The organism is Actinopolymorpha sp. NPDC004070 (genome assembly GCF_040610475.1).
In the GTDB taxonomy this organism is placed as follows: domain Bacteria; phylum Actinomycetota; class Actinomycetes; order Propionibacteriales; family Actinopolymorphaceae; genus Actinopolymorpha.
Genome location: NZ_JBEXMJ010000007.1, coordinates 317,531 through 341,754, shown reverse-complemented (window position 1 = coordinate 341,754; position 24,224 = coordinate 317,531). Strand labels below are relative to the sequence as shown.

Sequence of the window (24,224 nt, the reverse complement as noted above, 5' to 3'; positions counted from 1 at the left end):
CTGCAGCTTCAGCGCGTCGAAGCGGGAGTCCTCGACCCCGAGTTCGCCGATCAGCGCCCCCATCTGGGCGGCTTCCACCGAGGTGGTCGGGGTGGCCAGGGCCTCGTCGAGTCCGGCGCGGATGGTGGCGACCGCAGCCGTCAACCGGGCGACGGCGCCATTGCCGCCTGCGCCGGGAAGATCCTGCGTCATCGAATACATGTTCGAACTCTACAGGCTGCCACCGACAGGTAACCCGTTGTCCACAACGCGACCCCGAAAACACGCCGATCCGCTACCTGTGGACAAAAACCCGGCAGAGGCTCAAGGGGTCTCCCGCGCCAGATCGAGGAGCCGCCCGAAGACACCCCCCAACCGCAGGCCGTCGTGCTCGTGCTCGTTGGTGATCCACGGGGTGAGGCGGGCGACCGTGTTGGCGGTGGCCAGCGAATGCTCGCGGGCGACGTACATGTCCTCGTAGTACACCGCGGCGTACGTCGGAACCTCGTTGTGAGCAAGGCGATCCAGGTCGTACAGCGCCGACCAGTCGTCCTTGGCCGCGAGCAGGTCGGCGGCCTCCCTCAGCGGAACGAGCGCCGGATCGGCGTCGAACACGAACGGGTAGATCATCTCGCCGGTGAACAGGAACGGCGTGTCCGCGTCGAGGGCGAACTCCGGCCGCTGCGCGTACAGGCGTTCGGCCGACCAGTCCGAAGCCTCGCCCTGGCAGTAGATCGACTCGTGCAGCACCGCGTACAGCGGGTTGGTCACAAAGCTCACCCCACCCGCAACTCCTGTCAGAAACGTGTCGGACAGCTCGGGCCCACGGACGCCGTCGACGAACGCCTCCTCAAGCAGGTAGTGCAGGCCGTCGAAGTTTCCACGCATGCCCAGCCCCATGCCCGCCGTCTGGAACCGTCGGGCGGTGAGGCGTTCACCGGTCGGCAGGTGAACCTCGTTGTTGCACAGGTGTTCCACGATCCGCGCACACAGGTCGCGGTCGCCGGGATGGCGGTCGAAGTAGCGTGCGTTCTTCTCCGCCGTGCGCTCGTAAGTGAGCGCGTACACGTCGTCCGCTCCCCCGTACAGGGGCGGCAGGCCGCCGGTGACGAACACCTCCTTGAGTCCTTCCGGCGCGAAGGAGAGGTAGGTGAGGGCGCAGAAGCCGCCGTAGCTTTGACCGAGCGCGCTCCACGGCTGGTCTCCCTGGAGTTCGCGGCGCAGGACTTCGGCGTCGGCGACGATGGAGTCAGCGCGGAAGTGGGTGAGGTAGTCCGCCTGGGCGCGGGCGTCGCCCCGTCGTGGCAGGGTCTGCCGGTTGGCCGGGGTGGACAGGCCGGTCCCCCGCTGGTCGAGGAGGACCACACGGTAGTCGCGCAGCGCGCGGTCGAGCCATCCGCTCCGGCCGGTCGGGCGCTGTGCCTTGCCGCCGGGTCCTCCCTGCAGATACACCAGCCGCGGCAGGTCGGCGTGGACCTTCGCCGCGTCCACGACCTCGCGCGCGTAGACCTCGATCCGCTCGCCGTCGGGTCGGGTGTGGTCCAGCGGTACGTCGAGGAAGTACTCGGTGCACGCAAGGTCTCGTTGACGGTAGGTCCGCGACCGCACGGACGCCTCCTTCGCTAGGTGGCCGGCAGCACCCGGCCGCCGGAGGTCGTCGACCGGCCCGGCGGGGCGCGCAGCACCCGGCCCCTCCGATCGCTCCCCGTCAAGATAGAGGGGCGCGCCGACGACGCACGGCCGGTAGGAACCCGCCCAGCCCGCCGACGGGTACGTTTCCCGGGCATCGCTCACCTCGGCCGTCGCACCAGCGCGTTCCGGTGCCGCTCCTGCCAGTGGCCAAAAGCGGTGGTCAGGCGGGGAAGGCGTGGCGAAAGATCGCCGGTCCGCTTACATATGCGGCATGACCATTCGGTGGGAGCGCCCCGGACCTGTGCGCGGCCGGATTCTGTTGGTGCACGGAGAGCTGTCCCAGTCCTCCACGTGGTGGTGGGTCGGCCCCGCACTGGCCGACCGGGGATGGCAGGTGAGCACGGTCGAACTGCCCGGCCACGGCGACAGTCCGCACGACGGGCGCCCACTGGACCTGCCGACGCTGGTGCAGGGCGTCGCCGAACGCCTGCCCGGCCGGGTCGACGTCATCGCGGGCCACGGGCTCGGCGCCGTCGTCGCCCTGGCCCTGGCGAACCGGTTCGTCGACCTCGCCCAGGCGGTCGTTCTGGAGGAGCCGCTCAGCTCCCGGGAGGAGGACCGCGGCGCCCTCGTCGAGGCGGTCGTCGCGGCGACCACGGTCGCGCGTTCGGACCCCGAACATCTAGAACTCCAGCTCCGCAGCAACCATCCCCAGTGGCGTCCGGAGGACATCGCGCACGCGACCGAGGCGATCGCCGCCGCCGACGCCGAGCAGCTCCTCGCCGGTCTGCGTCAGCCGCGTCCGTGGGACCTGCCGGCCCTGGTGGGTACGCTGCGTGTCCCCGCGCTGTTCCTCGTCGCGCCCGACGAACCCCACCCGTCCGGTACCGGCCGCCTGAGCACGTTGCGCGGCCTGGACCGGCTGGCAGCGGAGCGGTGCGTACCCGCCGACCGCTTCGTCGTCCTCTCCGGCGGACACCACCTGCACCGCGACGTCCCCGAGCAGTGGCTGCGTGCGGTGACGAGCTTCACCGACGAGGTGTGCCCGCCCCGGGAGCGCTGAGTTCCTGAGCCGTCCGAGACGGTGTCATTCGGGCGGTCGGTCCCAAGGGCGGTCGGTCGTACGGGCCGGTCGGTCGTACGGGCCGGTCAGTCGTACGGGCCGGTCAGTCGTGCGGGTCGTTGGCGCGCAGCCGTAGCGCGGTCACCGCGGCCGACCGCCCGGTCTCGCTCAACAGGTGAACACCCTTGTCCTCGGCACCGTCATCGTCGTCACTGCCATCGGTGTCACTGCCATCGGTGTCATCGGCGTCATCGGCGTCGGCTTCGTAGGCGTCGTCGAGGTCGGAGCCGCTCCGGACGGAGCCGCCGCAGTCCGGGCAGATCTCGTCCTCCGCGGTGTCCTCCCCCAGGTCGCCTCCCCAGCCCTCCGGGTCGTACGTCACGAAACCGAACATCGCCCCGCGCCGAAGCCAGATCCAGATCGCCGCCTGGGTCAGCCGCCAGTGGACCGGCTCCCCCTCGAGGGTGCGGAACATCGGTGAGACCATCTCGTGCGCCGCCGCAGCCATCTGCACCCAGTACGTGGGCTTGGTCAGCAGCATCGCTGCGGCGACCTCGTTCACCGCCTGGTCGTACGGCGAGTCGCCGAGCCAGGCCCGCGCCGCGAGCTCCCACAGCTTGACCGGCTCCTCCAGCGCGGCCCGGCCCCGCGCCGACAGGCGGAGCATGCCCTGCCGCTTGACCACCAGCTTGTGGCGGCGGACCAGAAGGTGGAGGTCACGCAACTGCGGCAGGTCCAGCTCACGGCTCACCCGGCCGGGCGTCGGCTTCCAGCCGAACAGCTCGTCGGCCTCGCGCGCGATCTCCGGCGGGATGTACCCGCGCTGGGTGAGGCGCACGCCGTCGCCGATCCGGGAGAGCAGCCACACCAGCGGCTCGGGCTCGGCGGAGGGCACCGTCACCGGGCGGTGGATCAGCGGCTCGACCAGACCGAGGACACGACCGCGGATCTGCGGGCCCGCGTCGATCCAGGTCTGCCGGCGGTCCTTGTGGATGACGTCGAGGGGACGCTCGTTGTGGAAGTACCGCGACGGCGTGGTGAGCCAGCGTTCGGTCAGCGCCTGCTGCCGGCGCCGCCAGCCCGGCCGGCCGGGTTCGTACTCCCCGGCGATGATGGCCGTCTCCAGCACCCGCTGCAGTTCGTCGTAGGCGCTCGCCTCGGCGCTGCTGACACTCCGGCGCCAGGTCAGCAGGTCGGTGTCGGGTGGGTTGGTGCCCGTGCGCTCGATCGCGGCGTTGGCGGCCTCGATCCCTTCCTCGCGCGACCGGGCGTACGCCGCGAACACCTGCCGGGTCTCCTCCGAGCGGGCGTGCCCGGCGAGGGTGGGCCGGCTGGCGAGGTCCAGGAGCTGGGCGGCCGCCTCGGCGACCCGGGGCCACTCCTGCGAGGGCAGGCCCCACGTGACCGGAAGCAGGATCCAGAGGAACCGCTGGATCTCGATCTGGCCGACCTCGCTGAAGTCCCGGAGATCGCCCACGAGGAGGTCGACGACGTTGCGGGCGTCGTCGACGAGGTCCTCGGGCATCCGCGCCAGCAGCATGTCGTGGCGACCCATCCGGCAACACCCTCTCCAGCTGATGATCACTGGCGTCTCCAGGATCACACAAGGCGCCGAGCGAGGACGAGACGATCTCGGGCAGTTCCCCAGGTCGATACTGGACCATGTCGCGGACCCGTCACGAGATCGACCCGAGCACGTTGACGACCGGCGCCCTGTCGGCCGGCCGACCCAAGGGCCACCAGTTGCGCAAGATACTGGAGGACCTGGCCGGACGCTTGCCGCCGGGCGCGCTGTTGCCGTCCGAACGCGTCCTCGCCGATCACTTCGAGATCTCCCGAACGACCGTACGCCAGGAAATCCAACGACTCGTGACGGACGGTGTCCTGTTCCGGCGGCACGGGCACGGGACCGTCGTCGCCGAACCCCGGCCCGCGCACACCGACCTGCTCACGTCGTTCAGCCGGGACATGCGGGCCCGCGGGCTGTCCCCCGGCTCCCGGGTGCTGTCCTCGTCGGTGGAGCCGGCCGGCCCACGGGTGGCCGCACGGCTGGAGGTCGAGCCGGGTTCGCCCGTCCTGCACCTCGTACGACTGCGGACGGCGGACGGGGACCCCATGGCCCGAGAGAGTACGGACGTGTCCCTCGCCAGGTTTCCGGGCCTGGACGAGGTGGCGTGGGAGCACCAGTCGCTGTTCGACACGCTGGAGGAACGCTTCGGCGTACGACCGGCCACCAGCGAGGCCCGCATCCTCGCGGTGCTGCCGGAGCCGCACGACGCCGAACTGCTGGAGGTCGCCATCGGCCAGCCCTGCCTGCTGATCGAGGCGGTGACCCGGGACGGCGCCGGCCGGGCGCTGGAGGCCGAACGCTCCCTCTACCGCGGCGACAGGTACGACGTCCTGGCCCGCGCCAGGCGCGGTGCCGACCACCACGACCACGCCGACCACCACGACCACGCCGACCACGCCGACCCGGCGGCCGGGAACGGTCGCCGGGTACGACAGAAAGCAACATGAAGATATCCACCTGTGGAAAACGACTCACCTGGGTGGTGAAAATGGCGCACTATCAGGTATGGCCACTTCCAGGTCGGACCTTCGCGATCCGGCCGCGGCTCTCGCCGGGATCGCCCGGCGCCACCAGCTGCGGCCCGGCATGGTCATCATCGGGCTGGTCGAGCACCCCAGCACGATCCAGCACCTGCTCGACACGACCGTCCTCTACGACGCCGCGCAGGCGCCGGAGCAGGCCCGCCACTGCGGCGTCCTGATCCAGCGGGCGGCGGAGCGGCTGTTCGGGCCGCGGCTGATCCTCGGGCAGCCACGACATACCTTCCTGACCGTCGTCGTACGCCGGGGTCCGCTGGTCGTCACCAGCGAGGACCAGCGATGGTTCGACGGCTGGCGAGAAGCCGAGCACCGGCTTCCGGTGCTCGACGGAACGCTGGTGCTGCTGACCGACCAGGGCTGGATGTGCGCCGGCAACAAGCGCGTTGGGTTCCTTCCCGCGTTGGTGGCCTGAGCTCCGTAACGCCGGGAGATCTGATCCGGGCATCCATCATGTGACCGATGGCCTGCGGCCGGCCGCGCGAGGCTCTATGCTCGCGATCGGTTTGGTCGGAGGAGTACGTCATGCCCGCACGGTTCAACGCGCCGCCCAACTGGCCGGTCCCGGCAGGCTGGACTCCGCCTCCCCACTGGAAGCCGGACCCCGCATGGGGACCACCGCCCTACGGCTGGCAGGTGTGGGTCGAGGAGTCGCCGTCGCGCTCGGCGTGCCGACGTCGTCAGGTGCTGGTCGCGTTCGGGGTGGTCGCCGGTCTCGGCAGCGTGCTCGGCTACGTCCAGGCCTTCTCCGCTCCCGAGCCCCAGCCGGCGACGACGTTCACCACCAACACCGAGGACGCGGGGAGTCCGGCCGCCGAGCGCCCGGCGCCACCCTCCCGTAACGGCGTCGGTCCGGCTGCTCCCGGCGCCGAGGTCGACATCTCCCGCCGGGACCCGGCGCCCTACACCGTCTCACCGCCGGACGTCGACACCCCGCCGCCTGCCCGGAAGCCTCGGACGCCGGCCTCGCAGGGACGGCGCCCCGGAGGAGCCCCGGACGAGCCGACGGCGTCCCCGACCGTGACGCCCCCGGCCGACACGGCGGACGGGCCGGCCAGTCGGTCCCCCGGCAAGCGACCGCCCCACACGCCCGATCCGCAGACCGGGCCCGGCTACGAGGCGGACAGGCACCCGCACCGTCTCGGCGACGACCGGACGCCTGGCCAGGACAGCTCGCGCCAGCGCCCGCGCTCCGAGCCTCCCGTGGAAGCCCTCCAGCCCATCCGGTCCGCGACGCCGGCCACGCCGGCACCAGCCACGCCGGCACCAGCCACGCCGGCACCGGCCACGCCGGCACCGGCCATGGCCACACCACCACCGGCTCCGGCACACAGGTCGTCGCCGAAGTCCCCACCGCTGTCGGCGGCGGGCTCCACTGTCGGCGGTCGCAGCCGCGGTCACGGCCAGGGTCACGGCGGGGGTCATGCCTCATGACGGCCGGCTCCGGAGCGCCAACGCCCGGGATCGACCTCGCGGGTGAGTGGACGCGGGACCGCATCCTGGCCGCCGCCGCGGACTGGGTGTGGGTGCCCGACGGCGCCATGGAAGTACGCACCGACGACTACCACCTGATCGGCTACCCCGAGTGGTTCTCCTCCGGCACCCAGGTCGCCTGGTGCCGCTCCGATCGGCCCGCGGACGCCCTCGTCCAGGAGGTCGCCGGTCAGGTACGCAGGTGGGGCCGGGACCAGGTGAGCTGGTGGCTGTCGTCCGCGAGCCGGCCCACGGAGCTGGAGCCCTGGCTGCGCACGGCCGGTGCGGCGCTCAGCGAAACCGTGGACGTCCTCGCGTACGACCTGACCGGCCCGCTGCCCGACGTCGGCGCGGTCGACATCCGGTGCGTGCCCGTCGACGACGCCCAGACCCTGGCCGACGCGCACCTGGTGTCGCGGGAGGTGTGGGGAGGCGAACCGCCGCCGGCCGACCAGCTCGACCACGAACTCGCCGACTGCGCGCGGCCGATCAAGGAGCGCGGGGAGTTCCGCGTGGTGGCGTACGCCGGGAACGAGCCCGCCGCCACGGGCGACTGCACCCTCGCCGAAGGGGTGGCCCAGTTGTGGGGTGCGGCGACCCGGACCGCGCTACGTGGCGGCGGCGCCTACCGCGCGGTCCTGGCGACCAGACTGGCGATCGCCCGCGACCACGGCGCGACCCTGGGCCTGGTGAAGGGCCGGGTGGCGACGTCGGGTCCCATCCTGCGCCGGGCCGGCTTCACCGCGTACGGACGCGAACGCAGGTACCTCCTGCCGGTGTGACCCGTGGGCTACCGCCCTCGCGGGCCGTCGGCGCACCCCCCAGGGTCAGGACTCCGCCTGCTCGGCGAACTCCGCCCGCACTCCCAGCAGCCGGACCGCCCGGTCACCGCCGTGCCGGTTCGTGCGCTCCTCTACCGAGAACCTGTCCAGCGCCGCCAGCGCGCCCGCCTCGATCGCGGCCGGGTCACTGGTCGGCGCGGGCAACCGCACGCTGCGGGTCAGCGTCACGAACGGCGCGAAGCGCACCTTGATTCCCACCCGCGCCGCCGGCCGGCCCTCAGCCCGTACGTCCTCCGACACCCGCGCGGCGAGCAGGACGACCTGGGCGTGAACGGCGGCCCAGTCGGTGAGGTTCTCCTGGAACGTCGTCTCCCGGCTGCGTGAGCGTGGCACGTACGGCGTACCGACCACCGGCGAGGTGTCCGCACCACGGGCGAGCCGGCGATACCACGGGCCCATCGTCGGCCCCAGCCGGTCCGCGAGCAGGTGTGGATCCGCGGCCGCCAGCCCGCGCACACTGCCGATCCCGAGGTCGGCGAGCTTGCGGGCGGTCTTCGTCCCGATCCCCCACAGCGCCTCGGTGGGCAGGTCGCCCATCACCGGCCACCAGTTGTCCTCGGTGAGCCGGAACACCCCGGCTGGCTTGCCGAAACCGGTGGCCAGCTTCGCGCGAAGCTTGTTGTCCCCGACGCCGACCGAGCAGTTCAGCCGGGTTCGTTCGCGTACCGCCTGCTGAATCTCGCGGGCCACCGATTCGGGATCCTCGGTGTGCACCTCCAGGAACGCCTCGTCCCAGCCCATCACCTCGACCACGGCGGGAAACTCCCGCAGGGTGTCCATCACCCGCGCCGATGCCTCTTCGTACGCCGGGTGGTCGGCGGCCAGGAACACCGCGTCCGGGCACCGCTTCGCGGCCGTGCGCAGCGGCATCCCCGACCGCACCCCGAACTCGCGGGCCTCGTACGACGCGGTGGCCACCACCCCGCGCTGGGTCGGGTCGCCGGAACCACCGACCACTACCGGACGGCCGGTGAGTTCAGGACGGCGAAGCACCTCGACGGCGGCGATGAACTGGTCGAGGTCGACGTGCAGGACCCAGCGCCGGATGGTCACGGCCCTCAGTCTGCCCGCCTGGCCGCCGGTCAGTGCGGGAGCGGCGCCGCCTGCTCGCGCTCCATCGTCGTGGCGATCCCCTCGTCCACGACCGTCGCGCCGTCGGTGGATCCCCCGCCGGACCCGCGGGTGCGGGGCTCGGACGGAGCGAGCACGAGCGCGATCGCGAGGACGCCGAGCACGCCGGCCGCGATCACCCCGGCCATCGGGACCGCGGTGTCGGAACCGAGCGAGCCGATGAACGGGCCGGCCGCCGCGCCCACGATGAACTGCGTCATCCCGACCATGGCCGCGGCGGTGCCCGCCGACTCCGGGTGCCGGTTCAGAGCGAGCGCACCGGCGTTCGGCAGCACCAGGCCGATACTCGACATCAGCGCGAACAGCGGCACCGCCAGCCCGGCCAGCCCGAACGCGCCGGTCGTCGCGGTGAACACCAGCGCCATCGCCGCGGCGACGCTGAGCCACAGCGCCCTCCGCAGGATCTGGAACGGCGGGATCCGCAGCACCAGGCGCGCGTTCCATTGGCTGGCGGCGACCATGCCGATGGAGTTCATGCCGAAGAGCAGGCCGTACGTCTGCGGGGACACCCCGTGTACCACCTGGTAGGCGAACGGCGAGCCGGACACGTACCCGAAGATGGCGAGGAAGCCGAAGGCCGACATCCCGGCGTACCCCACGTAGCGCCGGTCGCGCAGCAGCCTGCGGTAGGTCCGAAGCGTCCCCACGACCCCGCCCGAGCGGCGGCGTTCGGCGGTCAGCGTCTCGCGCACGAACAGCGCGACGACACCGGTCATCACCAGTCCGAACACCGCGAGCAACCAGAACAGCCCGCGCCATCCGGTGAGGCCGAGCAACTGGCCGCCCAGGGTCGGCGCGATCACCGGCGCCACGCCCATCACCAGCATCAGCCGGCTCAGGATGCTGGCGACCATCGGGCCGTCCACCAGGTCACGCACCAGCGCCTGGGCGAGCACCGCGCCGGCGGAGCCCGCCAGGCCCTGCAGGAAGCGGCCGGCGGCCAGCGCCTCCACGTTGGGCGCGAGTGCGCAGAGCACCGAGGCGACGGCGTACCCGGCCATACCGATCAGCAGCGGCCGGCGGCGGCCGATCGCGTCCGACAGTGGGCCGATCAGCGCCTGGCCGACCGCCAGACCCACCAGGCAGGCGGTGAGGGTGAGCTGCACCAGGGGCTCGGTGGTGTGCAGGGAGCGGGCGAGCTCGGGAAACGCGGGGAGGTACAGGTCGATCGACATCGGGCCGATCGCGGTGATCGAGCCGAGCAGCAGGACCAGCACAGGCATCCGGGGCACGCCGGCAGTGCCGGCGGAGGTACGCACAGTGGACTCCGAAGCAGTTCGTGGGTGGTACGGGCGAGCGGGTGCACGCAGGCCGAGCGTCGGGTCACGGCACGCCATCCGAACGAGAAGCGCGGGGCGTGGTCGACGACGGGACGATCGGCGAAGTGGAAGGCGAGGCGGATCGGCCGGGCGACGCTGCCCTACATCGTGCCTCAGCTACATCGATACCCGCAGCATTCCACGTCGTCGAAGTGACTCACGTCACAAACGAGTGGCTCAGGCGTAGCGGGTCGGAAGTTTTCACATCGCGTTCACCGGAGTTGACGCCGGACGCGGGATTCCAGCGGACCGGACTCGGCCGGAGTGAGCGCGACGCACGGTCCGGTGTCGGTCACTGGTGTCGGCGGGAGCCCTCTCGGGCCACTCGCGCCACCGCGTCCTCGATGGGCTCCTCACCGCTGACGAGTTCCAGCACCATACCGGCGGTCGCCGGGCTGTCCAGCAACGCGGCGAGGACGGCGGCCACGTCGTCGCGGCTGACCGACCCGCGGTCGACCCGTGGCGCGAGCCGGACCAGGCCGGTACCCGGGTCGTCGGTGAGGATCCCGGGTCGCAGGATCGTCCAGTCCAGGTCGCGGTGGCGCAGGTCCTCCTCCGCGGCGAGCTTGGCCCGCAGATAGGCGACGAACACCTCGTCCACGCCTTCGGGAGTGGCCCCGTCGCGGACGGACTCCACTCCCATCGACGACACCTGGAGGAATCGCCGCACCCTGGCCTGCTCGGCCGCAGTGGCCAGCAGGACTGCCGCGCCCCGGTCGACGGTGTCCTTGCGGGCGATCCCGCTACCGGGCCCGGCCCCCGCGCTGAAGACGGCGGCGTCGGAGTCGGCCAGGAGGTCGGACACCTCGTCGGCGTCGGCGTGCTCCAGGTCGAGCACGGCCGGCCGAACGCCGATGGCCTCCAGGTCGGCGGCGTGAGCGGGGTTGCGGATGATCCCCACCACCTCGTCCCCGCGCCGGGCCAGCAGGGTCCCGAGCCGAATCCCGACCTTGCCGTGGGCACCAGCCACTACGACGCGCATCGCCGCCGCCTCCTCGTGTGTCGTCGTATCGTCGGTCAGCTCTGCTGCTGGTCGCGCACCTCGGTGGCGATGTTGCTCAGCGTCTCGGTAAGCCCGGTGTCGATCGCCGGGTCGTCGGCCCGCTCGGTGTGCAGTGTCATCCACCCCCACCTTGTTGCCGCCCTCGACCTCGGCGCGGGTCATCGAGTGGAAGTACCGCGGCAGGTGCGAGACGTCGGAGAAGTAGCCGAAGGCCACATCGGAGGCGGCATGGACGGTCGTGCTGGCCTGGTGGGTTCCCAGGTCGCCCACCTGACCACGGCCTGGAACTACCCGCAACCGGGCGTCCCCGAAACCGGAGTTTCGGGGACGCCCGGTGCTACCGATGGCTGGTGCGCGGACTCAGCTGCAGCCGCTGGTGCTGCCGCACCCCTCGCAGACGAAGCAGCTTCCGGCCGGGCGCATCTTCGTACCGCAGGTGAAGCACAGCGGCGCGTCGGCGGTGGTGCCCTGGATCGCCTCCAGCAGCTCGGTCGAAGTGTGCGCCTCGACCGGCGCCGGCTTGGCGGCCGGTTCGGACACCGCAGCCTTCTCGGCCTCCTCGACCCGGCGGAGCGAGGACGCGTCACCGGTGTCCGTGGGCACCTCGGCCGGCTCGTACGATCCCGTTTCGAGCTGGCGCTGGCGCTCGTCGGCGGAGTAGATCCCGAGTGCGGACCGCTTCTCGAACGGCAGGTAGTCCAGGGCCAGCCGGCGGAAGATGTAGTCCATCATCGACTGCGCCATCCGGACGTCGGGGTCGTCGGTCATCCCGGCCGGCTCGAAGCGCAGGTTGGTGAACTTCTGGACGAACGTCTCCAGCGGAACGCCGTACTGCAGCGCGATCGAGATCGCGATCGAGAAGGCGTCCATCACCCCGGCCAGGGTCGAACCCTGCTTGCCGAGCTTCAGGAACACCTCGCCCAGCCCGTCGTCGGGGTAGGAGCCGGCGGTCATGTACCCCTCGGCACCGCCCACGGTGAACGACGTGGTGCGCGACGGGCGCGACTTCGGCAGCCGCTTGCGAGTGGGGCGGTACTCCACCACCACCTGCGGCGAGGTCCCCTCCTCCTCCTTCGCCTCGGCCTTCTTGGCCCGGGCGTCGGACAGCGGCTGGCCGACCTTGCAGTTGTCGCGGTAGATGGCGAGTGCCTTCAGGCCCAGCTTCCAGCCCTGGAAGTAGATCTCCTCGACTTCCTCCACGCTCGCAGTCTCCGGCATGTTGACCGTCTTGGAGATCGCGCCGGACACGAACGGCTGCACCGCGGCCATCATGTTCACGTGGCCCATCGGGCGGATCGCCCGGGCACCCATCGCGCAGTCGAACACCTCGTAGTGCTCGGGCTTGAGGCCGGGCGCGTCGATGACGTGGCCGTGCTCGGCGATGTACTCGACGATCGCCTCGACCTGCTCCTGCTGGTAACCGAGGCACGCCAGCGCCCGCGGGACGGTGTTGTTGACGATCTGCATCGACCCGCCGCCGACCAGCTTCTTGAACTTGACCAGCGCGAGGTCGGGCTCGATCCCGGTGGTGTCGCAGTCCATCGCCAGGCCGATGGTGCCGGTGGGCGCGATGACCGACGCCTGGGCGTTGCGGTAGCCGTGCTTGGCACCGACCTCCAGCGCGCGCTGCCAGGCCTGCCCGGCAGCGGACAGGACCGAGCGGTCGAGCTCGCCGACCGAGCGCACGGCGTCGTTGGCCGCAGCGTGTTTGCGGATCACCCGCTGGTGCGGCACGGAGTTGCGGGCGTAACCGGCGTACGGGCCGACGATGCCGGCCAGCTCGGCCGAGCGCTTGTAGGCGGTGCCGGTCATCAGCGAGGAGATCGCCGCCGCCATCGCCCGGCCGCCGTCGGAGTCGTAGCCGTGGCCGGTGGCCATCAGCAGCGCGCCGAGGTTGGCGTAGCCGATGCCGAGCTGGCGGTAGTCGCGGGTCGTCTCCCCGATCGCCTCGGTCGGGAAGTCGGCGAAGCAGATCGAGATGTCCATCGCGGTGATGACCAGCTCGACGGCCTTGGCGAAGTTCTCCACGTCGAACTGCCCGTCGTCCCGCAGGAACTTCAGCAGGTTGAGCGAGGCGAGGTTGCACGAGGAGTTGTCCAGGTGCATGTACTCCGAGCACGGGTTGGACGCGGTGATCCGCCCGGTCTCGGGGCAGGTGTGCCAGTCGTTGATGGTGTCGTCGTACTGCAGACCCGGGTCGGCGCAGCCCCACGCCGCCTCGGCGATCCGGCGGAACAGCTCCTTGGCGTCGACGTCCTCGAGCACCTCGCCGGTCTGCCGGGAGCGCAGGCCGAACGACGTGCCGCCCTCCACCGCACGCATGAACTCGTCGGAGACCCGGACCGAGTTGTTGGCGTTCTGGTACTGCACGGAGTGGATGTCGGCGCCGCCGAGGTCCATGTCGAACCCGGCGTCGCGCAGCGCACGGATCTTGTCCTCCTCGCGCGCCTTGGTCTCGATGAACTCCTCCACGTCGGGGTGGTCGACGTCGAGGATGACCATCTTCGCCGCCCGGCGGGTGGCACCGCCGGACTTGATCGTCCCGGCGGAGGCGTCGGCGCCGCGCATGAACGACACCGGGCCGGAGGCGGTGCCACCGGAGGAGAGCAGCTCCCGGCTGGCCCGGATGCGGGAGAGGTTGACCCCCGCGCCGGAGCCGCCCTTGAAGATCAGCCCCTCCTCCTTGTACCAGTTCAGGATGGAGTCCATCGAGTCGTCGACGGCGAGGATGAAGCACGCCGAGACCTGCTGGGGCGAGGGCGTTCCGACGTTGAACCACACCGGGCTGTTGAAGCTGAAGTACTGGTGCAGCAGCATCCAGACCAGCTCGTGCTCGAACACCTCGGCGTCGGCCGGAGTGGCGAAGTAGCCGTGCTCCTCACCGGCCGCGCGGTAGGTCTTCACCACCCGGTCGATGAGCTGCTTCAGGGTCCACTCGCGCTCGGGGGTGCCGACGGCGCCACGGAAGTACTTCGTGGTGACGATGGTGGACGCGTTGACCGACCAGAAGTCGGGGTATTCGACACCGCGCTGTTCGAAGACGGTCTCGCCGGTCTTCCAGTTCTGCTGAACGACGTCCCGGCGCTCCCAGGTCACCTCGTCGTACGGATGGGTGCCGGGGGTGGTGAAGATCCGGTTGACCTTCAGTCCCTTCGCCGAGCGCCCTTTCGCGCCCCCGCGAGTGCTGGGACCGCTGACCGTCTCCGTCATGCTGGTTCTCCTTGTCCTGCTGATCGTCTGCCCTGATCAGCCTCGTGGTCCGGGCGGGACGCTTCCCCTCGTCCGCCCCGGGCAGGTCGTGGACTTCTCGTGGACTTTCTTCGTGTTCCGTCGTCGTGGGCGGCCGGCGTGTCCGCGCCGGGTGCGTCCGGGGCCGCTCGTCCGGGGCCGCTCGTCTAGGGCCGGGTGGGTTGGTGCCCCGGCCGTGGCTCGGGCACCGTCTCGTCGTGTTCGGCACGCAGCACCGCGATCTCGGCCTCGAAGTCGGCCAGGGTGTCGAAGCTGCGGTAGACGCTGGCGAAGCGCATGTAGGCCACCTCGTCCAGCTCTCGGAGCGGACCGAGAATGGCGAGCCCCACCTCGTGCGAGGGGATCTCCGCCGAACCGGTGGACCGGATCGCCTCCTCCACCCGCTGGGCCAACTGCGCGAGAGAGTCCTCGGTGACCGGGCGGCCCTTGCACGCCTTGCGGACCCCGGTGATGACCTTCTCGCGGCTGAACGGCTCGGTGACGCCGCTGCGTTTGACCACCGCGAGCGTGACCTGCTCGACCGTGGTGAACCGGCGCTCGCAGTCCAGGCACTGGCGCCGGCGCCGGATGGCCGCGCCGTCGTCGGCGGTGCGGCTGTCGACCACCCGACTGTCAGGATGCCGGCAGAACGGGCAGTGCATCGCCTCGTGACTCCCCTCGCCGCCGGCGGGCGCGACGCCCGGCCGATCTCCGTCCGACACCCGCCGGCACCCTCTCCCCTGGGGACGAACCTGTGGATGACCTGGGGAGAACCTGTGCCTTGCGAATCACAACCTGTGGATGACTTACAGGTCTGTAACTACCACATCTAGGGGTACGCTACGTCGGTCCCGCCGGGCACGCAAGGCGCCCTGCGTGTCGCCGCGCACACGTGTCGGCGTCCTTGCAGGTCAGGCTCGCGGGGCGATTCGAAAGCAAGTTTCCGGCTCGGCGTGTCGGCCCGGAGATGTCGCGAATGGGCGACCTGTTCCTCCGCCGGTGGGGGCACGGAAGCGCACGGGACATGCCGGCACACGGCGCCCACGCCTGCACCGGCGGCCGGCGAGAGGCACAGGTCGGCGAGAGGCACAGGTCCGCGAGAGGCAGGTCGGAGGCAGGTCGGGGGATGGGCGAACAAGCCGCGGGACGGGCAGACACCCGGGCGGCAGCGCAACCGTGCACGTACGCAGTCGGACAGGCCGGCGGAAGGGACCTGGACAGACTGGCCGAAGGCGGGTCAGCGGGCCTGAACGGGGACGATCAGCCGCTGGCCGGCGCGCAGGTCTCCGGCGCGGGACAGGTCGTTCAGCCGGGCGATCTCGTCGACGGTCGCCCGCGGGTCGGCGCCAGGGGTGAGCTGGGTGGCGATCCCCCACATCGTCTCCCCGGGCTCCACCGTGATCGTGGTCGTGGCAGTCGGACGCTCCGCCCCGCCGGCCGCGGCATCGAACGCGGCCTGCGCCAGGAGCCCGAGGACGGCAACGAACGCCAGCGCCGCCATGGCCGTCAGCGTGGTCAGCGCCAGCCGGCCCCGCCGGGTCAGGCGCAGAGTGGAGGCGCCGTCCCGCCCGTCGTCCGGAAGCACGCACGACCGGACGCCCCGCGGTCGCGGGGGACGTCGGCGATCGGCCGGCGACCGCCGGGTGGGGCGCACCTGCCCGGGCGCCACCTCGCGCGGATCGACGTGAGGGACGGCAGGAACCTCCGCCCGAGCCCCGCCCATCCCCTCGTGCGGAACGCGGAGGAACGGGTGGACGCCGCGGGACGGGACGCCGTCACGCCGCACGCCATCGGCACGGCCGGCGCCCGGGTCCACCGGTGGCGCGACCGGACTGAGGTGCCGGCGGCCGCGCTCGGGAGCACCGCCGGCCCGACGGGACACGAAGTCCTCGAGATAGACCACCGACGCGCTGTTGCTCATCGTCCGACCTCCCACGAACACCGATTCACTTCCGTCACGTCGTCGCCCTCCGCCGTGTCGGCGCCGGCCGCTTCCGCTTCACACGTCCGCGTCTCCACTTCCGGCATCGGCGCTCGAACGACTGTTCGACGTACTTACTGATGGATTTCTACACCAGCCCACCGACAAGCACCAGAGTTCGCTCGAAAACACGTTCGACGCGGCTGTCCGGACGCTCCCTTACCTGGTGTTTCGTGGTTTCGTAAAACAATCGCGACACGCGTCGAACAGATGTTTGAAAGTGCTCTGACCAGGCTCTAGGCTCACTTCCGAGGGTCGGCAGAGTCGCGACCCGAAATCTGTGGAAGGAGACAGCCGCTATGCCCAAGCGGAAAAACACAGCGACCGAGTCCCCGACGGCGACCGTCCGGGAGCTCCCCGACGGACCACCCGACGCGACCGGGCTCACTCCACGCCAGCGACGCATCCTCGAGGTGATCCGCGACTCGGTGGAGACGCGCGGTTATCCCCCGGCGATGCGTGAGATCGGTGACCTCGTAGGGCTGACGTCGTCCTCGTCGGTCGCCCACCAGCTAAGGGTCCTGGAGACCAAGGGCTTCATCCGCCGCGACCCCAACCGGCCCCGGGCGCTCGAGGTGCTCGCACCGTCCACGTCCACCCGGCGGCCCCTGGCGGGAGTGCCGGCCTACGACGAGACCGACAGCGGCGAGGACCGCCCGGCCCCCGCGTTCGTGCCGGTGGTGGGCCGGATCGCGGCCGGTGGCCCGATCCTGGCCGAGCAGTCGGTCGAGGAGATCATGCCGCTGCCGCGCCAGCTCGTCGGCGAGGGTGAGCTCTTCCTGCTCCGCGTCCGAGGCGACTCCATGGTGGAGGCGGCCATCTGCGACGGCGACTGGGTGGTCGTGCGCCAGCAGCCCGAGGCGGAGTCGGGGGAGATCGTCTCGGCGATGATCGACGGCGAGGCGACCGTCAAGACCTATCGGCCCCGTGACGGCAAGGTGTGGCTGGTGCCTCACAATCCGGCGTACGAGCCCATCCCTGGAGACGATGCCGTCATTCTCGGTAAGGTCGTCGCCGTTCTACGTCGCGTCTGAGCAGGATGCGACGCTCGTCACAGGAGTCATCACCGGGAGCGACATGTCCGACCCAGCGGCTGAGACCGGCACCACGCCCGGATCCGATCAGGCACCCGTCAACATAGGTGTTGCCGAGTCCGGGCGTCCGGGACCTCCTCCGAAGGAGCCGCTGGACCCCAACGCCGGGAAGAGTCTGACCATCGAGGTGGACGGGACGCGATGGGCACGCGTCCCGATCCAGACCGACCTGTTCGGCCGGGGTGACCCGGTGGCGGACAAACTCAGCGACTACGTGGTCAAGACGGTCCGGCTCGCCGAGGACGACAGCAGGTTCGAGGGCGCGTTCGACGAGCCCTGGTACGTCGTGGTGAGCGAGAAGATCGTGGCGATCTCCCAGGGACGGTCCTACTTCACCTGGGAGATCAACCCGACTCCGGCGGCCCGGGTGCTGTCGAAGTGGGTGCAGCGCACACCGCACGGCATCGGACTCGGCAGCCCGTGGACCATGCAGCTGGCGATCAAGGAGGCCGGGCTTCCGCGCATCATGGTCGCGGCCGGGGCGAGCGTCGTGGGCAAGGCACTGGGCCGGCGCGGCTGGTTCTACCGGGTCGCCGGTCACCGGGTCAACGCGATCGACGGCCCGACGCCCTACTCCGCGTTCCCGTCCAACGTCTCCGCGAAGCTGCCGCCGAAGGCCCCCGACAAGATGGCCGCCGAGATCACCGCGACGCTTCGCAAGGTGCTCCCGCCGGGTCCGGCCGGCACGCTCGGCGGCACCGTGGTGATCGATTCCAACGACCTGGGCCGGGATGTCCTGGGCCACGACACCAGCCGGCCGGCCGAGTTCTTCGCCGAGCTCTTCCGCGACAACCCGTTCGGCCAGGGCCGGCAGCAGACCCCTGTCGCGGTGTGCGTCCACCGCCCCTGACCCGGCCGGCGACCAGCTGACGCCGGCTGTGCTCGCGCGGTCTCAGCTCTCGCGGGCCGACCGCAGCCGGCGCAGCGCACCGAGCGCGACGTCGCGGTCTCCGGTGAACCACATCGGCGGCAGCGACGCCCGCAGGTAGTTGCCGTATCGCGCGGTGACCAGCCGCGGGTCGAGCACCGCCACCACTCCACGGTCGGTCGACCTGCGGATGAGGCGACCGACCCCCTGCGCGAGCAGGAGCGCGGCGTGCGTGGCCGCCACGGACATGAAGCCGTTCCCTCCCGCCTCGTCGACCGCGCGCTGACGCGCCGACATCAGCGGGTCGTCCGGGCGCGGGAACGGAATCCTGTCGATGATCACGAGCTGACAGGCGTCCCCCGGCACGTCGAGGCCCTGCCACAGGGACAGCGTCCCGAACAACGACGTGTCCGGCTCGGCGGCGAACCTCCGGTGCAGCTCACTCAGCTGCCCCTCGCCCTGGCAGAGCACCTCCGTTCCCAGCCGGTCCCGCACCGCCGCGGCCGCCTCCTCCGCCGCCCGGCGGGACGAGAACAACCCCAACGTCGCACCGCCGGCCGCCTCCACCAGCTCGCCGACCTCCTCCAGGACACGCGGGGAGATCCCGCCACGACCGGGCGGAGCCAACCTGCGGGCGACGTAGAGGATCGCCTGCCGCTCGTAGTCGAACGGCGAGCCGACATCCAGAGCGCGCCATGGCAGCGGCTCCACGACGTCCTTGCCGCCCTCACCCGCCGGTTCGCGGTCCTGCTTCCCGGTCTGTTCGGGCGTACCCCCGCCGGCCCGGCCGTCCTCCCCGTCCGGGATCCGGTCGACCGGGCGCAGACCCACCGACCGTGCGGCGGAGTCGAAGTCCCCGCCCAGCTTCAGTGTTGCCGAGGTGAGGACGCAGGTCCGCTCGGCGAGCAGCTTCTCCCGTAGCAGGCCCGCGACCGACAGCGGCGCGACCCGAAGCTCCGGACCACCCCGCTCGCGTTCGGCCACCCACACCACGTCGTACGGCGACAACGCGCTGACGCGTTCGGCGACGTCGCGGATCTGCTCGACGTAGGAACGCGCCTGCCGCCGGCCCGACTCGGCGTCGGAGTCCTTCTTCTCGCTGGGGAACGCCGACCAGGCCGCGCGCGCGGAGTCACGGACCAGTGCGACCGCGGCGGCCAGCTCAGAGCTGGGTGTCTCCACCCTGCCCAGCGGGGCGGACGCCAGCGCCGAGCGCAGCGCCTCCCCCGCGTCCTCCAGCGGGTCGGCCTCACCGCCCTCGCAGAACGGGGTCGCCCTCCGGGCGGCGCGCTCGATCATGCCCGGGCTGAGCTCGGCCGAGGCGGTCCCGGTCACCCGGGCGGCGAGTTCGTGCGCCTCGTCGATGATCACCACGTCATAGTCCGGGAGCACCGAGATGTTCTCCAGCGCGTCGATGGCGAGGAGCGCGTGGTTGGTGACGATCACGTCCGCCGCGAGAGCGCGCTCGCGGGCGCGTTCGGCGAAGCACTCCTCGCCGTACGGGCAGCGCTGCGCGCCCAGGCACTCCCGGGAGGACACCGCGACCTGCGCCCAGGCGCGGTCCTGGTGGGTGGGCGCGGCGTCCCGGTCACCGTCACCGCCGGTCTGCGCCTGCTTCGCCGCCCACGACCGAAGCTCCAGCACCTGCCGGCCGAGCGGACCGCTCGGCACGCGTTCCAGCAGCGCGCCCTGCTCGTCGGGCACACCGTCACGGACGCGGTGCAGGCAGGCGTAGTTGTGGCGTCCCTTGAGGATGGCGTACGACGGACGGCGTTCGAGCCGCTTCTCGATCGCGTCCGCGAGCTGCGGAAGGTCGCGGCCGACCAGCTGGGCCTGCAACGCGAGGGTGGCGGTGGCGACCACGACGGGACGCTTGCCGCCGCCGGGGTTCAGGAACGCCGGGACGAGGTAGGCAAGAGACTTCCCGGTGCCGGTACCCGCCTGGACGACGAGATGCTCGCCGGTGGCGATCGCCCGGGCGACCGCATCCGCCATCACCAACTGACCGGGGCGCTCCATGCCGGCGAGGGCGTCGACGGCGTCGTGGAGCAACTCTCGCACGCGGTGGTCGGGACGTTGCTGGTCGGCGGAACCCCGCGCTGCGTCGGCCATCCCGCGAGGCTATACCGGGCCCGGTCCGGCCCGAACCGACGGCACCGCACGAGCCGCCCGGTCGAGCAGGGCAGGCCGGGGAGAGGCGGCACGCCGTGCTCGGACGGCAGGCAGGGCGGGCCGGGTGGCAGGCAGGGCGGGGCCGGACATCAGGGCAGGGCAGGACATACAAGCAGGGCACGGACGTCCCGACCTGCCGAATCTCCCCGGGATGTGGTGGGATCGCTGCATGACCTACGACGCCGTTCCGCTCATCCCCCGCGGGGTTCTGTTCGGGAACCCGACCTACGCGAGCCCCACGGTCTCCCCCGACGGCACGCTGCTCGGATTCCTGGCTCCCGAGGACGGCGTACTGAACGTCTGGGTCGGCCCGGTCGACCGCCCGCAGGAGGCGACGCCGCTCACCCACGACCGTGGCCAGGGCATCCGGGTCTTCGGCTTCTGCCACGACGACCGGACGTTGTTCTACCTCCAGGACGCCGACGGCGACGAAAACTGGCGGCTGCACCTGCTCGACCTCACCGACGGCCGCGAGCGGTGTGTCACGCCGTACGACGGCGTGCAGGTCCGGGTCCTCGGCCACAACCGCTGGCATCCGACCACGGTGCTGCTCGGCATCAACAAGGACCGGCCCGAGCTGCACGACGTCTACGAGCTCGACCTGGAGACCGACGAGCTGCACAAGCGGATCGAGAACCCCGGCTTCGTCGGCTGGCTGGCCGACACCGACCTGGAGGTGCGCGGCGCGGCCTCGATCACCGAGGACGGCGGCGCGGTCTACTACCTCGCCGACGAGGCCGGCGACTTCCACCCCTGGCTGGAGGTGTCGGCCGAGGACACCAACACGACCAGCCCGCTGGGCTTCTCCCGCGACGGCCGCACCCTCTACCTCGTGTCGTCGGTGGGGGTCAACGCCGCCCGGCTGGTCGAGGTCGACCTGGCCGCGGCTGAGCGGGAAGCCGAACTGGGCGGCGGGCAGAGCGACGGACAGGCGGGCGCGGACGGCAGCTCACAGAGGGTGCTCGCCGGTGACGACGCCTACGACGTCGGCGGGGTCGAGTTCGACCCACAGACCAGGGCGCCGCAGGCGGTGATCTTCGACAAGGACCGCGAGGTCTGGGAGTACATCGACGAGGACTTCGGCCGGGCGGTGGAGGAGGTGCGGTCCGCGCTGGGGCTCGACGGTGAGCTCGGGATCACCAGGTCCGAACGCACCGAACGCACCTGGCTGGTCTCGTTGATGCCCTCCGACGGCCCGGTGCGCTACTACTTGTACGACCGGCCGACGAGGAGCCTGAAGTTCCTGTTCTCCCACAAGCCGGACCTCGCGGGCTATCCGCTGGCTCCGATGGAGCCGTTCGCGTTCACCGCCCGGGACGGTCTGGAGATCCACGGCTACCTGACGTTCCCGCCCGACATCGAACGCCGTGACCTGCCGGCGGTGCTGAACGTCCACGGCGGCCCGTGGGCCCGCGACAGCTGGGGCTACAACGCCGAGGCGCAGTGGCTCGCCAACCGCGGCTACGTCAGCGTGGAGATCAACTACCGCGGCTCCACCGGCTACGGCAAGGCGTTCGGCAACGCCGGCGACAAACAGTGGGGCCGGTCGATGCACACCGACCTCCTGGACGCGGTCGAGCACCTGGTCGGCCGGGGTCTCGTCGATCGCGACCGGGTGGGCATCATGGGCGGCTCCTACGGCGGTTACGCGGCCCTCGCCGGCGCGGCGTTCACCCCGGAGGCGTTCCGCTGCGCGGTCGACCTGTGCGGGCCGTCCAACCTGCTCACCCTGCTCAGCTCGATCCCGCCGTACTGGAAGCCGCTGGTAGCGATGATGTACGCCAAGGTGGGAGACCCGGAGACCGAGAAGGACATGCTCTGGGAACGCTCTCCACTCTCCCGAGTCGACGACATCGCCATCCCGGTCCTGGTGGCGCATGGCGCCAACGACCCGCGGGTGAAGCAGGCCGAGGCGGAGCAGATCGTGGACGCGCTGAAGGCGAAGGGACTCCCCCACGAGTACCTCCTATTCCCCGACGAGGGACACGGACTCGCCCGGCCGGAGAACCGCGAGATCTACTACGCCGCGGCCGAGCGCTTCCTGGCCGAGCACCTCGGTGGTCGCACGGAGTCCTGACGGATCACGGCACACGCAGCCCGGCGGTCGGCGGGCGTACCCGGCCGGCCGCCCCGGACACCTGGTGACGACCGTGCCAGACGGGCCCTAGCCGAAGATCTGGACCAGGCCGACGGCGGTCGAGGCGACCCCGCCCACCGCCGCTACCACCGCCGCGATCGTGAACGCCTGTTGCCGGGAGTGTGACCTGGCGAGCAGTTCGGCCTCGGTGCGGGTACTCACGATCAGGGGATCGGTGATGGCGAGCTCGCCGGTACCGTCGCTCGCCTCGCCCAGAACGTAGGCCCGCCGGCCCGGGCGCAGGACCCACTCCTCGTACTGATAACCGTCGGTGCCGGAATCACCGGCCGGGATGCTCATGCGGAACTTCCCGAGCTGGAGGGTGGCCTGGCCACCGCCGGTGTCTCGCTCGAACCGGTCGAGCACCTTCTGCGCCCCGTCGACCGCGACGTCACCCGGGTAGACCGTCACCACACCGCTCGGGTCCTGCACGCGAAAGGGCTGCCCGGAGGAGTGCTGGGACACGACTTCGGTACGGCTGACCCGTCGGCTGCTCCCCTTTCTGTCGCGCCGGGTCTCCCAGTATTTCCGGGTCACCACGTGCCGGTGCCAGACGCAGTCGACCTTCGCGAGCTCCGACCTCAGGGGCCCGGCCTCACCGGCGCACAGTTGACCGGTCACCTCGACCCGGTAGCGAAAGGCACCCGGCCCGGCGGCCTGCACGGCGGCCTGCTGAAGGGCACCCAGCTCCTGTGCGCTCAGCGTGTCGGTGGTGATCATGGCGTGCTGCCTGGCACGCGCGCTCCGGGCGAAGTATGCGCACACAGCCCCCACGACCAGGACGACGATGCCCACGACGATCATTCGACTGCCCCCCGTGCGTTCTGTGAAAACTCGGACGATCCTAATGTCCGCGAGAGTCCACGGATACCGGCAGGATGCGGGATGCGACAAGGAATCCCAAACGAGACAAGGGAATCCCCGCGGTGACCCCGTGCTCCCCGCGGGGAGCACGGGGTCACCGGCGAACGCGGGCACCACGGAGAAGCGCGGGAATGAGAAGCTGCTGAGAATCAGGGGCGTCCACCCGCGCCCTTGCACCGATCAGGCATGGTTGGGATATGGCCTTCGAGACCTCCCGATGGTCCGACCGACGCGGATCCGGTCGGGCACCCGACCCCGGCGTCACGGGTCTGAAGGCGCTCATCGGGCTGATCGGCCTGATGTGGGTGAGCGAGATGGCCGACCTGATGCTCGGCCATCACCTGGACGGCTACGGCATCCAGGCGCGCGAGACCGAGGGGCTGCTCGGCATCGCGTTCGCACCGTTCCTGCACGCGGGCTTCGGCCACCTGATCTCCAACACCATTCCGCTGCTGATGCTGGGCGCGATCATCGCGGTGGCGGGCGCGGCCCGGCTCCTGCTGGTCACCGGACTGATCGCGCTGGTCAGCGGCCTCGGCACCTGGCTGACGTCTCCGCCGGGTTCGGTGACGATCGGTGCGAGCGGCGTGGTGTTCGGGTACGCGACATACCTCATCGCCCGCGGCGTGTTCAGCCGCAGCCTCGGCCAACTCCTGATCGGCCTGGTGGTCATCCTGGTGTGGGGCGGTGCGTTACTGGGTGGGCTTCTGCCCCAGGCCGGGATCTCCTGGCAGGGGCATCTGTTCGGTGCCATCGGCGGCGTGCTCACCGCCGGCCTGCTCAGCGAGGCCCGGCGCCATCCGCCGACCGTCGCGAGCTACCGCGGCTGAC

General features: G+C 71.2%; 20 protein-coding genes. 9 read left to right on the top strand and 11 right to left on the bottom strand.

Annotated elements, in window-relative coordinates:
* Together ABZV93_RS15555 and ABZV93_RS15550 are read right to left on the bottom strand one after the other, a co-directional pair.
* Window positions 1-201: hypothetical protein (locus tag ABZV93_RS15555; RefSeq protein ID WP_354935648.1), on the bottom strand; the 201-nt coding region annotated here is incomplete at its 3' end.
* Window positions 202-303: 102 nt separating this feature from the next.
* Window positions 304-1,587, bottom strand: a complete 1,284-nt coding sequence (locus ABZV93_RS15550) for an alpha/beta fold hydrolase (RefSeq protein WP_354935645.1) — start codon at window positions 1,585-1,587, stop codon at window positions 304-306.
* Between the two features lie 295 nt (window positions 1,588-1,882).
* Here ABZV93_RS15550 and ABZV93_RS15545 point away from each other — a divergent pair, with 295 nt between their 5' ends.
* Window positions 1,883-2,674, top strand: coding sequence for an alpha/beta hydrolase (locus tag ABZV93_RS15545; protein WP_354935642.1), 792 nt, complete (start codon window positions 1,883-1,885; stop codon window positions 2,672-2,674).
* A gap of 103 nt (window positions 2,675-2,777) precedes the next feature.
* Here the strand turns inward: ABZV93_RS15545 and ABZV93_RS15540 are convergent, their stop codons facing one another.
* Entirely contained in the window at window positions 2,778-4,229 is a 1,452-nt protein-coding gene (locus ABZV93_RS15540; RefSeq protein ID WP_354935640.1) for a hypothetical protein, read from the bottom strand.
* Between the two features lie 107 nt (window positions 4,230-4,336).
* On the opposite strand from ABZV93_RS15540, the gene ABZV93_RS15535 reads away from it, so the two are divergent.
* From ABZV93_RS15535 to ABZV93_RS15520, 4 genes are all read left to right on the top strand, one after another.
* Window positions 4,337-5,191 (top strand): GntR family transcriptional regulator, encoded by an 855-nt coding sequence (locus tag ABZV93_RS15535; RefSeq protein WP_354935639.1) that lies wholly within the window; start codon window positions 4,337-4,339, stop codon window positions 5,189-5,191.
* A 58-nt stretch (window positions 5,192-5,249) separates the two neighbouring features.
* Window positions 5,250-5,696, top strand: a complete 447-nt coding sequence (locus ABZV93_RS15530) for a hypothetical protein (protein WP_354935637.1) — start codon at window positions 5,250-5,252, stop codon at window positions 5,694-5,696.
* Window positions 5,697-5,806: 110 nt separating this feature from the next.
* Window positions 5,807-6,715 (top strand): hypothetical protein, encoded by a 909-nt coding sequence (locus ABZV93_RS15525; protein WP_354935635.1) that lies wholly within the window; start codon window positions 5,807-5,809, stop codon window positions 6,713-6,715.
* On the top strand, window positions 6,712-7,536 hold the full coding sequence (locus ABZV93_RS15520) for a hypothetical protein (protein ID WP_354935632.1): 825 nt from the start codon (window positions 6,712-6,714) through the stop codon (window positions 7,534-7,536). The genes ABZV93_RS15525 and ABZV93_RS15520 overlap by 4 nt, the downstream gene beginning before the upstream one ends.
* 45 nt (window positions 7,537-7,581) lie before the next feature.
* On the opposite strand, the gene ABZV93_RS15515 is transcribed toward ABZV93_RS15520, so the two are convergent.
* The 6 genes from ABZV93_RS15515 to ABZV93_RS15490 form a co-directional block, all read right to left on the bottom strand.
* Window positions 7,582-8,649, bottom strand: coding sequence for a DNA polymerase IV (locus ABZV93_RS15515; protein ID WP_354935629.1), 1,068 nt, complete (start codon window positions 8,647-8,649; stop codon window positions 7,582-7,584).
* 29 nt (window positions 8,650-8,678) lie between these two features.
* Window positions 8,679-9,950 (bottom strand): multidrug effflux MFS transporter, encoded by a 1,272-nt coding sequence (locus ABZV93_RS15510; RefSeq protein ID WP_354935626.1) that lies wholly within the window; start codon window positions 9,948-9,950, stop codon window positions 8,679-8,681.
* 388 nt (window positions 9,951-10,338) lie between these two features.
* Complete coding sequence (locus ABZV93_RS15505; protein ID WP_354935623.1) at window positions 10,339-11,028, bottom strand: SDR family oxidoreductase; 690 nt, start codon at window positions 11,026-11,028, stop codon at window positions 10,339-10,341.
* A gap of 381 nt (window positions 11,029-11,409) precedes the next feature.
* Window positions 11,410-14,259, bottom strand: coding sequence for a vitamin B12-dependent ribonucleotide reductase (locus ABZV93_RS15500; RefSeq protein ID WP_354935620.1), 2,850 nt, complete (start codon window positions 14,257-14,259; stop codon window positions 11,410-11,412).
* Between the two features lie 185 nt (window positions 14,260-14,444).
* Window positions 14,445-14,939: a transcriptional regulator NrdR gene (nrdR, locus tag ABZV93_RS15495; RefSeq protein ID WP_354935677.1), complete on the bottom strand. Its 495-nt coding sequence runs from the start codon at window positions 14,937-14,939 to the stop codon at window positions 14,445-14,447.
* 575 nt (window positions 14,940-15,514) lie between these two features.
* Window positions 15,515-16,198 (bottom strand): LysM domain-containing protein, encoded by a 684-nt coding sequence (locus ABZV93_RS15490; protein ID WP_354935617.1) that lies wholly within the window; start codon window positions 16,196-16,198, stop codon window positions 15,515-15,517.
* Between the two features lie 359 nt (window positions 16,199-16,557).
* On the opposite strand from ABZV93_RS15490, the gene lexA reads away from it, so the two are divergent.
* Together lexA and ABZV93_RS15480 are read left to right on the top strand one after the other, a co-directional pair.
* A complete protein-coding gene (gene lexA / locus ABZV93_RS15485) occupies window positions 16,558-17,292 on the top strand; it encodes a transcriptional repressor LexA (protein WP_354935614.1) in 735 nt (244 codons plus the stop codon).
* 43 nt (window positions 17,293-17,335) lie between these two features.
* Entirely contained in the window at window positions 17,336-18,202 is an 867-nt protein-coding gene (locus ABZV93_RS15480; protein ID WP_354935611.1) for a hypothetical protein, read from the top strand.
* A 42-nt stretch (window positions 18,203-18,244) separates the two neighbouring features.
* Here ABZV93_RS15480 and ABZV93_RS15475 read toward each other — a convergent pair whose 3' ends face one another.
* Window positions 18,245-20,332: an ATP-dependent DNA helicase gene (locus ABZV93_RS15475; protein WP_354935608.1), complete on the bottom strand. Its 2,088-nt coding sequence runs from the start codon at window positions 20,330-20,332 to the stop codon at window positions 18,245-18,247.
* 229 nt (window positions 20,333-20,561) lie between these two features.
* Here ABZV93_RS15475 and ABZV93_RS15470 point away from each other — a divergent pair, with 229 nt between their 5' ends.
* The gene (locus ABZV93_RS15470) at window positions 20,562-22,469 is read left to right on the top strand and encodes a S9 family peptidase (protein ID WP_354935605.1); all 1,908 of its coding nucleotides are present in this window, start codon (window positions 20,562-20,564) and stop codon (window positions 22,467-22,469) included.
* 87 nt (window positions 22,470-22,556) lie between these two features.
* On the opposite strand, the gene ABZV93_RS15465 is transcribed toward ABZV93_RS15470, so the two are convergent.
* On the bottom strand, window positions 22,557-23,324 hold the full coding sequence (locus ABZV93_RS15465) for a GIDE domain-containing protein (RefSeq protein WP_354935602.1): 768 nt from the start codon (window positions 23,322-23,324) through the stop codon (window positions 22,557-22,559).
* 266 nt (window positions 23,325-23,590) lie between these two features.
* Between ABZV93_RS15465 and ABZV93_RS15460 the strand changes: the two genes are divergently transcribed.
* Window positions 23,591-24,223: a rhomboid family intramembrane serine protease gene (locus ABZV93_RS15460; RefSeq protein ID WP_354935599.1), complete on the top strand. Its 633-nt coding sequence runs from the start codon at window positions 23,591-23,593 to the stop codon at window positions 24,221-24,223.
* The last annotated feature ends 1 nt before the right edge of the window (window position 24,224 follow it).

Excerpts from the sequence above, each read along its gene's own strand:
- ABZV93_RS15545 (WP_354935642.1), top strand. The coding sequence starts at position 1,883 with ATGACCATTCGGTGGGAGCGCCCCGGACCTGTGCGCGGCCGGATTCTG.
- ABZV93_RS15540 (WP_354935640.1), bottom strand. The coding sequence starts at position 4,229 with ATGGGTCGCCACGACATGCTGCTGGCGCGGATGCCCGAGGACCTCGTC.
- ABZV93_RS15535 (WP_354935639.1), top strand. The coding sequence starts at position 4,337 with ATGTCGCGGACCCGTCACGAGATCGACCCGAGCACGTTGACGACCGGC.
- ABZV93_RS15530 (WP_354935637.1), top strand. The coding sequence starts at position 5,250 with ATGGCCACTTCCAGGTCGGACCTTCGCGATCCGGCCGCGGCTCTCGCC.
- ABZV93_RS15525 (WP_354935635.1), top strand. The coding sequence starts at position 5,807 with ATGCCCGCACGGTTCAACGCGCCGCCCAACTGGCCGGTCCCGGCAGGC.
- ABZV93_RS15520 (WP_354935632.1), top strand. The coding sequence starts at position 6,712 with ATGACGGCCGGCTCCGGAGCGCCAACGCCCGGGATCGACCTCGCGGGT.
- ABZV93_RS15510 (WP_354935626.1), bottom strand. The coding sequence starts at position 9,950 with ATGCCTGTGCTGGTCCTGCTGCTCGGCTCGATCACCGCGATCGGCCCG.
- ABZV93_RS15505 (WP_354935623.1), bottom strand. The coding sequence starts at position 11,028 with ATGCGCGTCGTAGTGGCTGGTGCCCACGGCAAGGTCGGGATTCGGCTC.
- ABZV93_RS15500 (WP_354935620.1), bottom strand. The coding sequence starts at position 14,259 with ATGACGGAGACGGTCAGCGGTCCCAGCACTCGCGGGGGCGCGAAAGGG.
- nrdR (WP_354935677.1), bottom strand. The coding sequence starts at position 14,939 with ATGCACTGCCCGTTCTGCCGGCATCCTGACAGTCGGGTGGTCGACAGC.
- ABZV93_RS15490 (WP_354935617.1), bottom strand. The coding sequence starts at position 16,198 with ATGAGCAACAGCGCGTCGGTGGTCTATCTCGAGGACTTCGTGTCCCGT.
- lexA (WP_354935614.1), top strand. The coding sequence starts at position 16,558 with ATGCCCAAGCGGAAAAACACAGCGACCGAGTCCCCGACGGCGACCGTC.
- ABZV93_RS15480 (WP_354935611.1), top strand. The coding sequence starts at position 17,336 with ATGTCCGACCCAGCGGCTGAGACCGGCACCACGCCCGGATCCGATCAG.
- ABZV93_RS15475 (WP_354935608.1), bottom strand. The coding sequence starts at position 20,332 with ATGGCCGACGCAGCGCGGGGTTCCGCCGACCAGCAACGTCCCGACCAC.
- ABZV93_RS15470 (WP_354935605.1), top strand. The coding sequence starts at position 20,562 with ATGACCTACGACGCCGTTCCGCTCATCCCCCGCGGGGTTCTGTTCGGG.
- ABZV93_RS15460 (WP_354935599.1), top strand. The coding sequence starts at position 23,591 with ATGGCCTTCGAGACCTCCCGATGGTCCGACCGACGCGGATCCGGTCGG.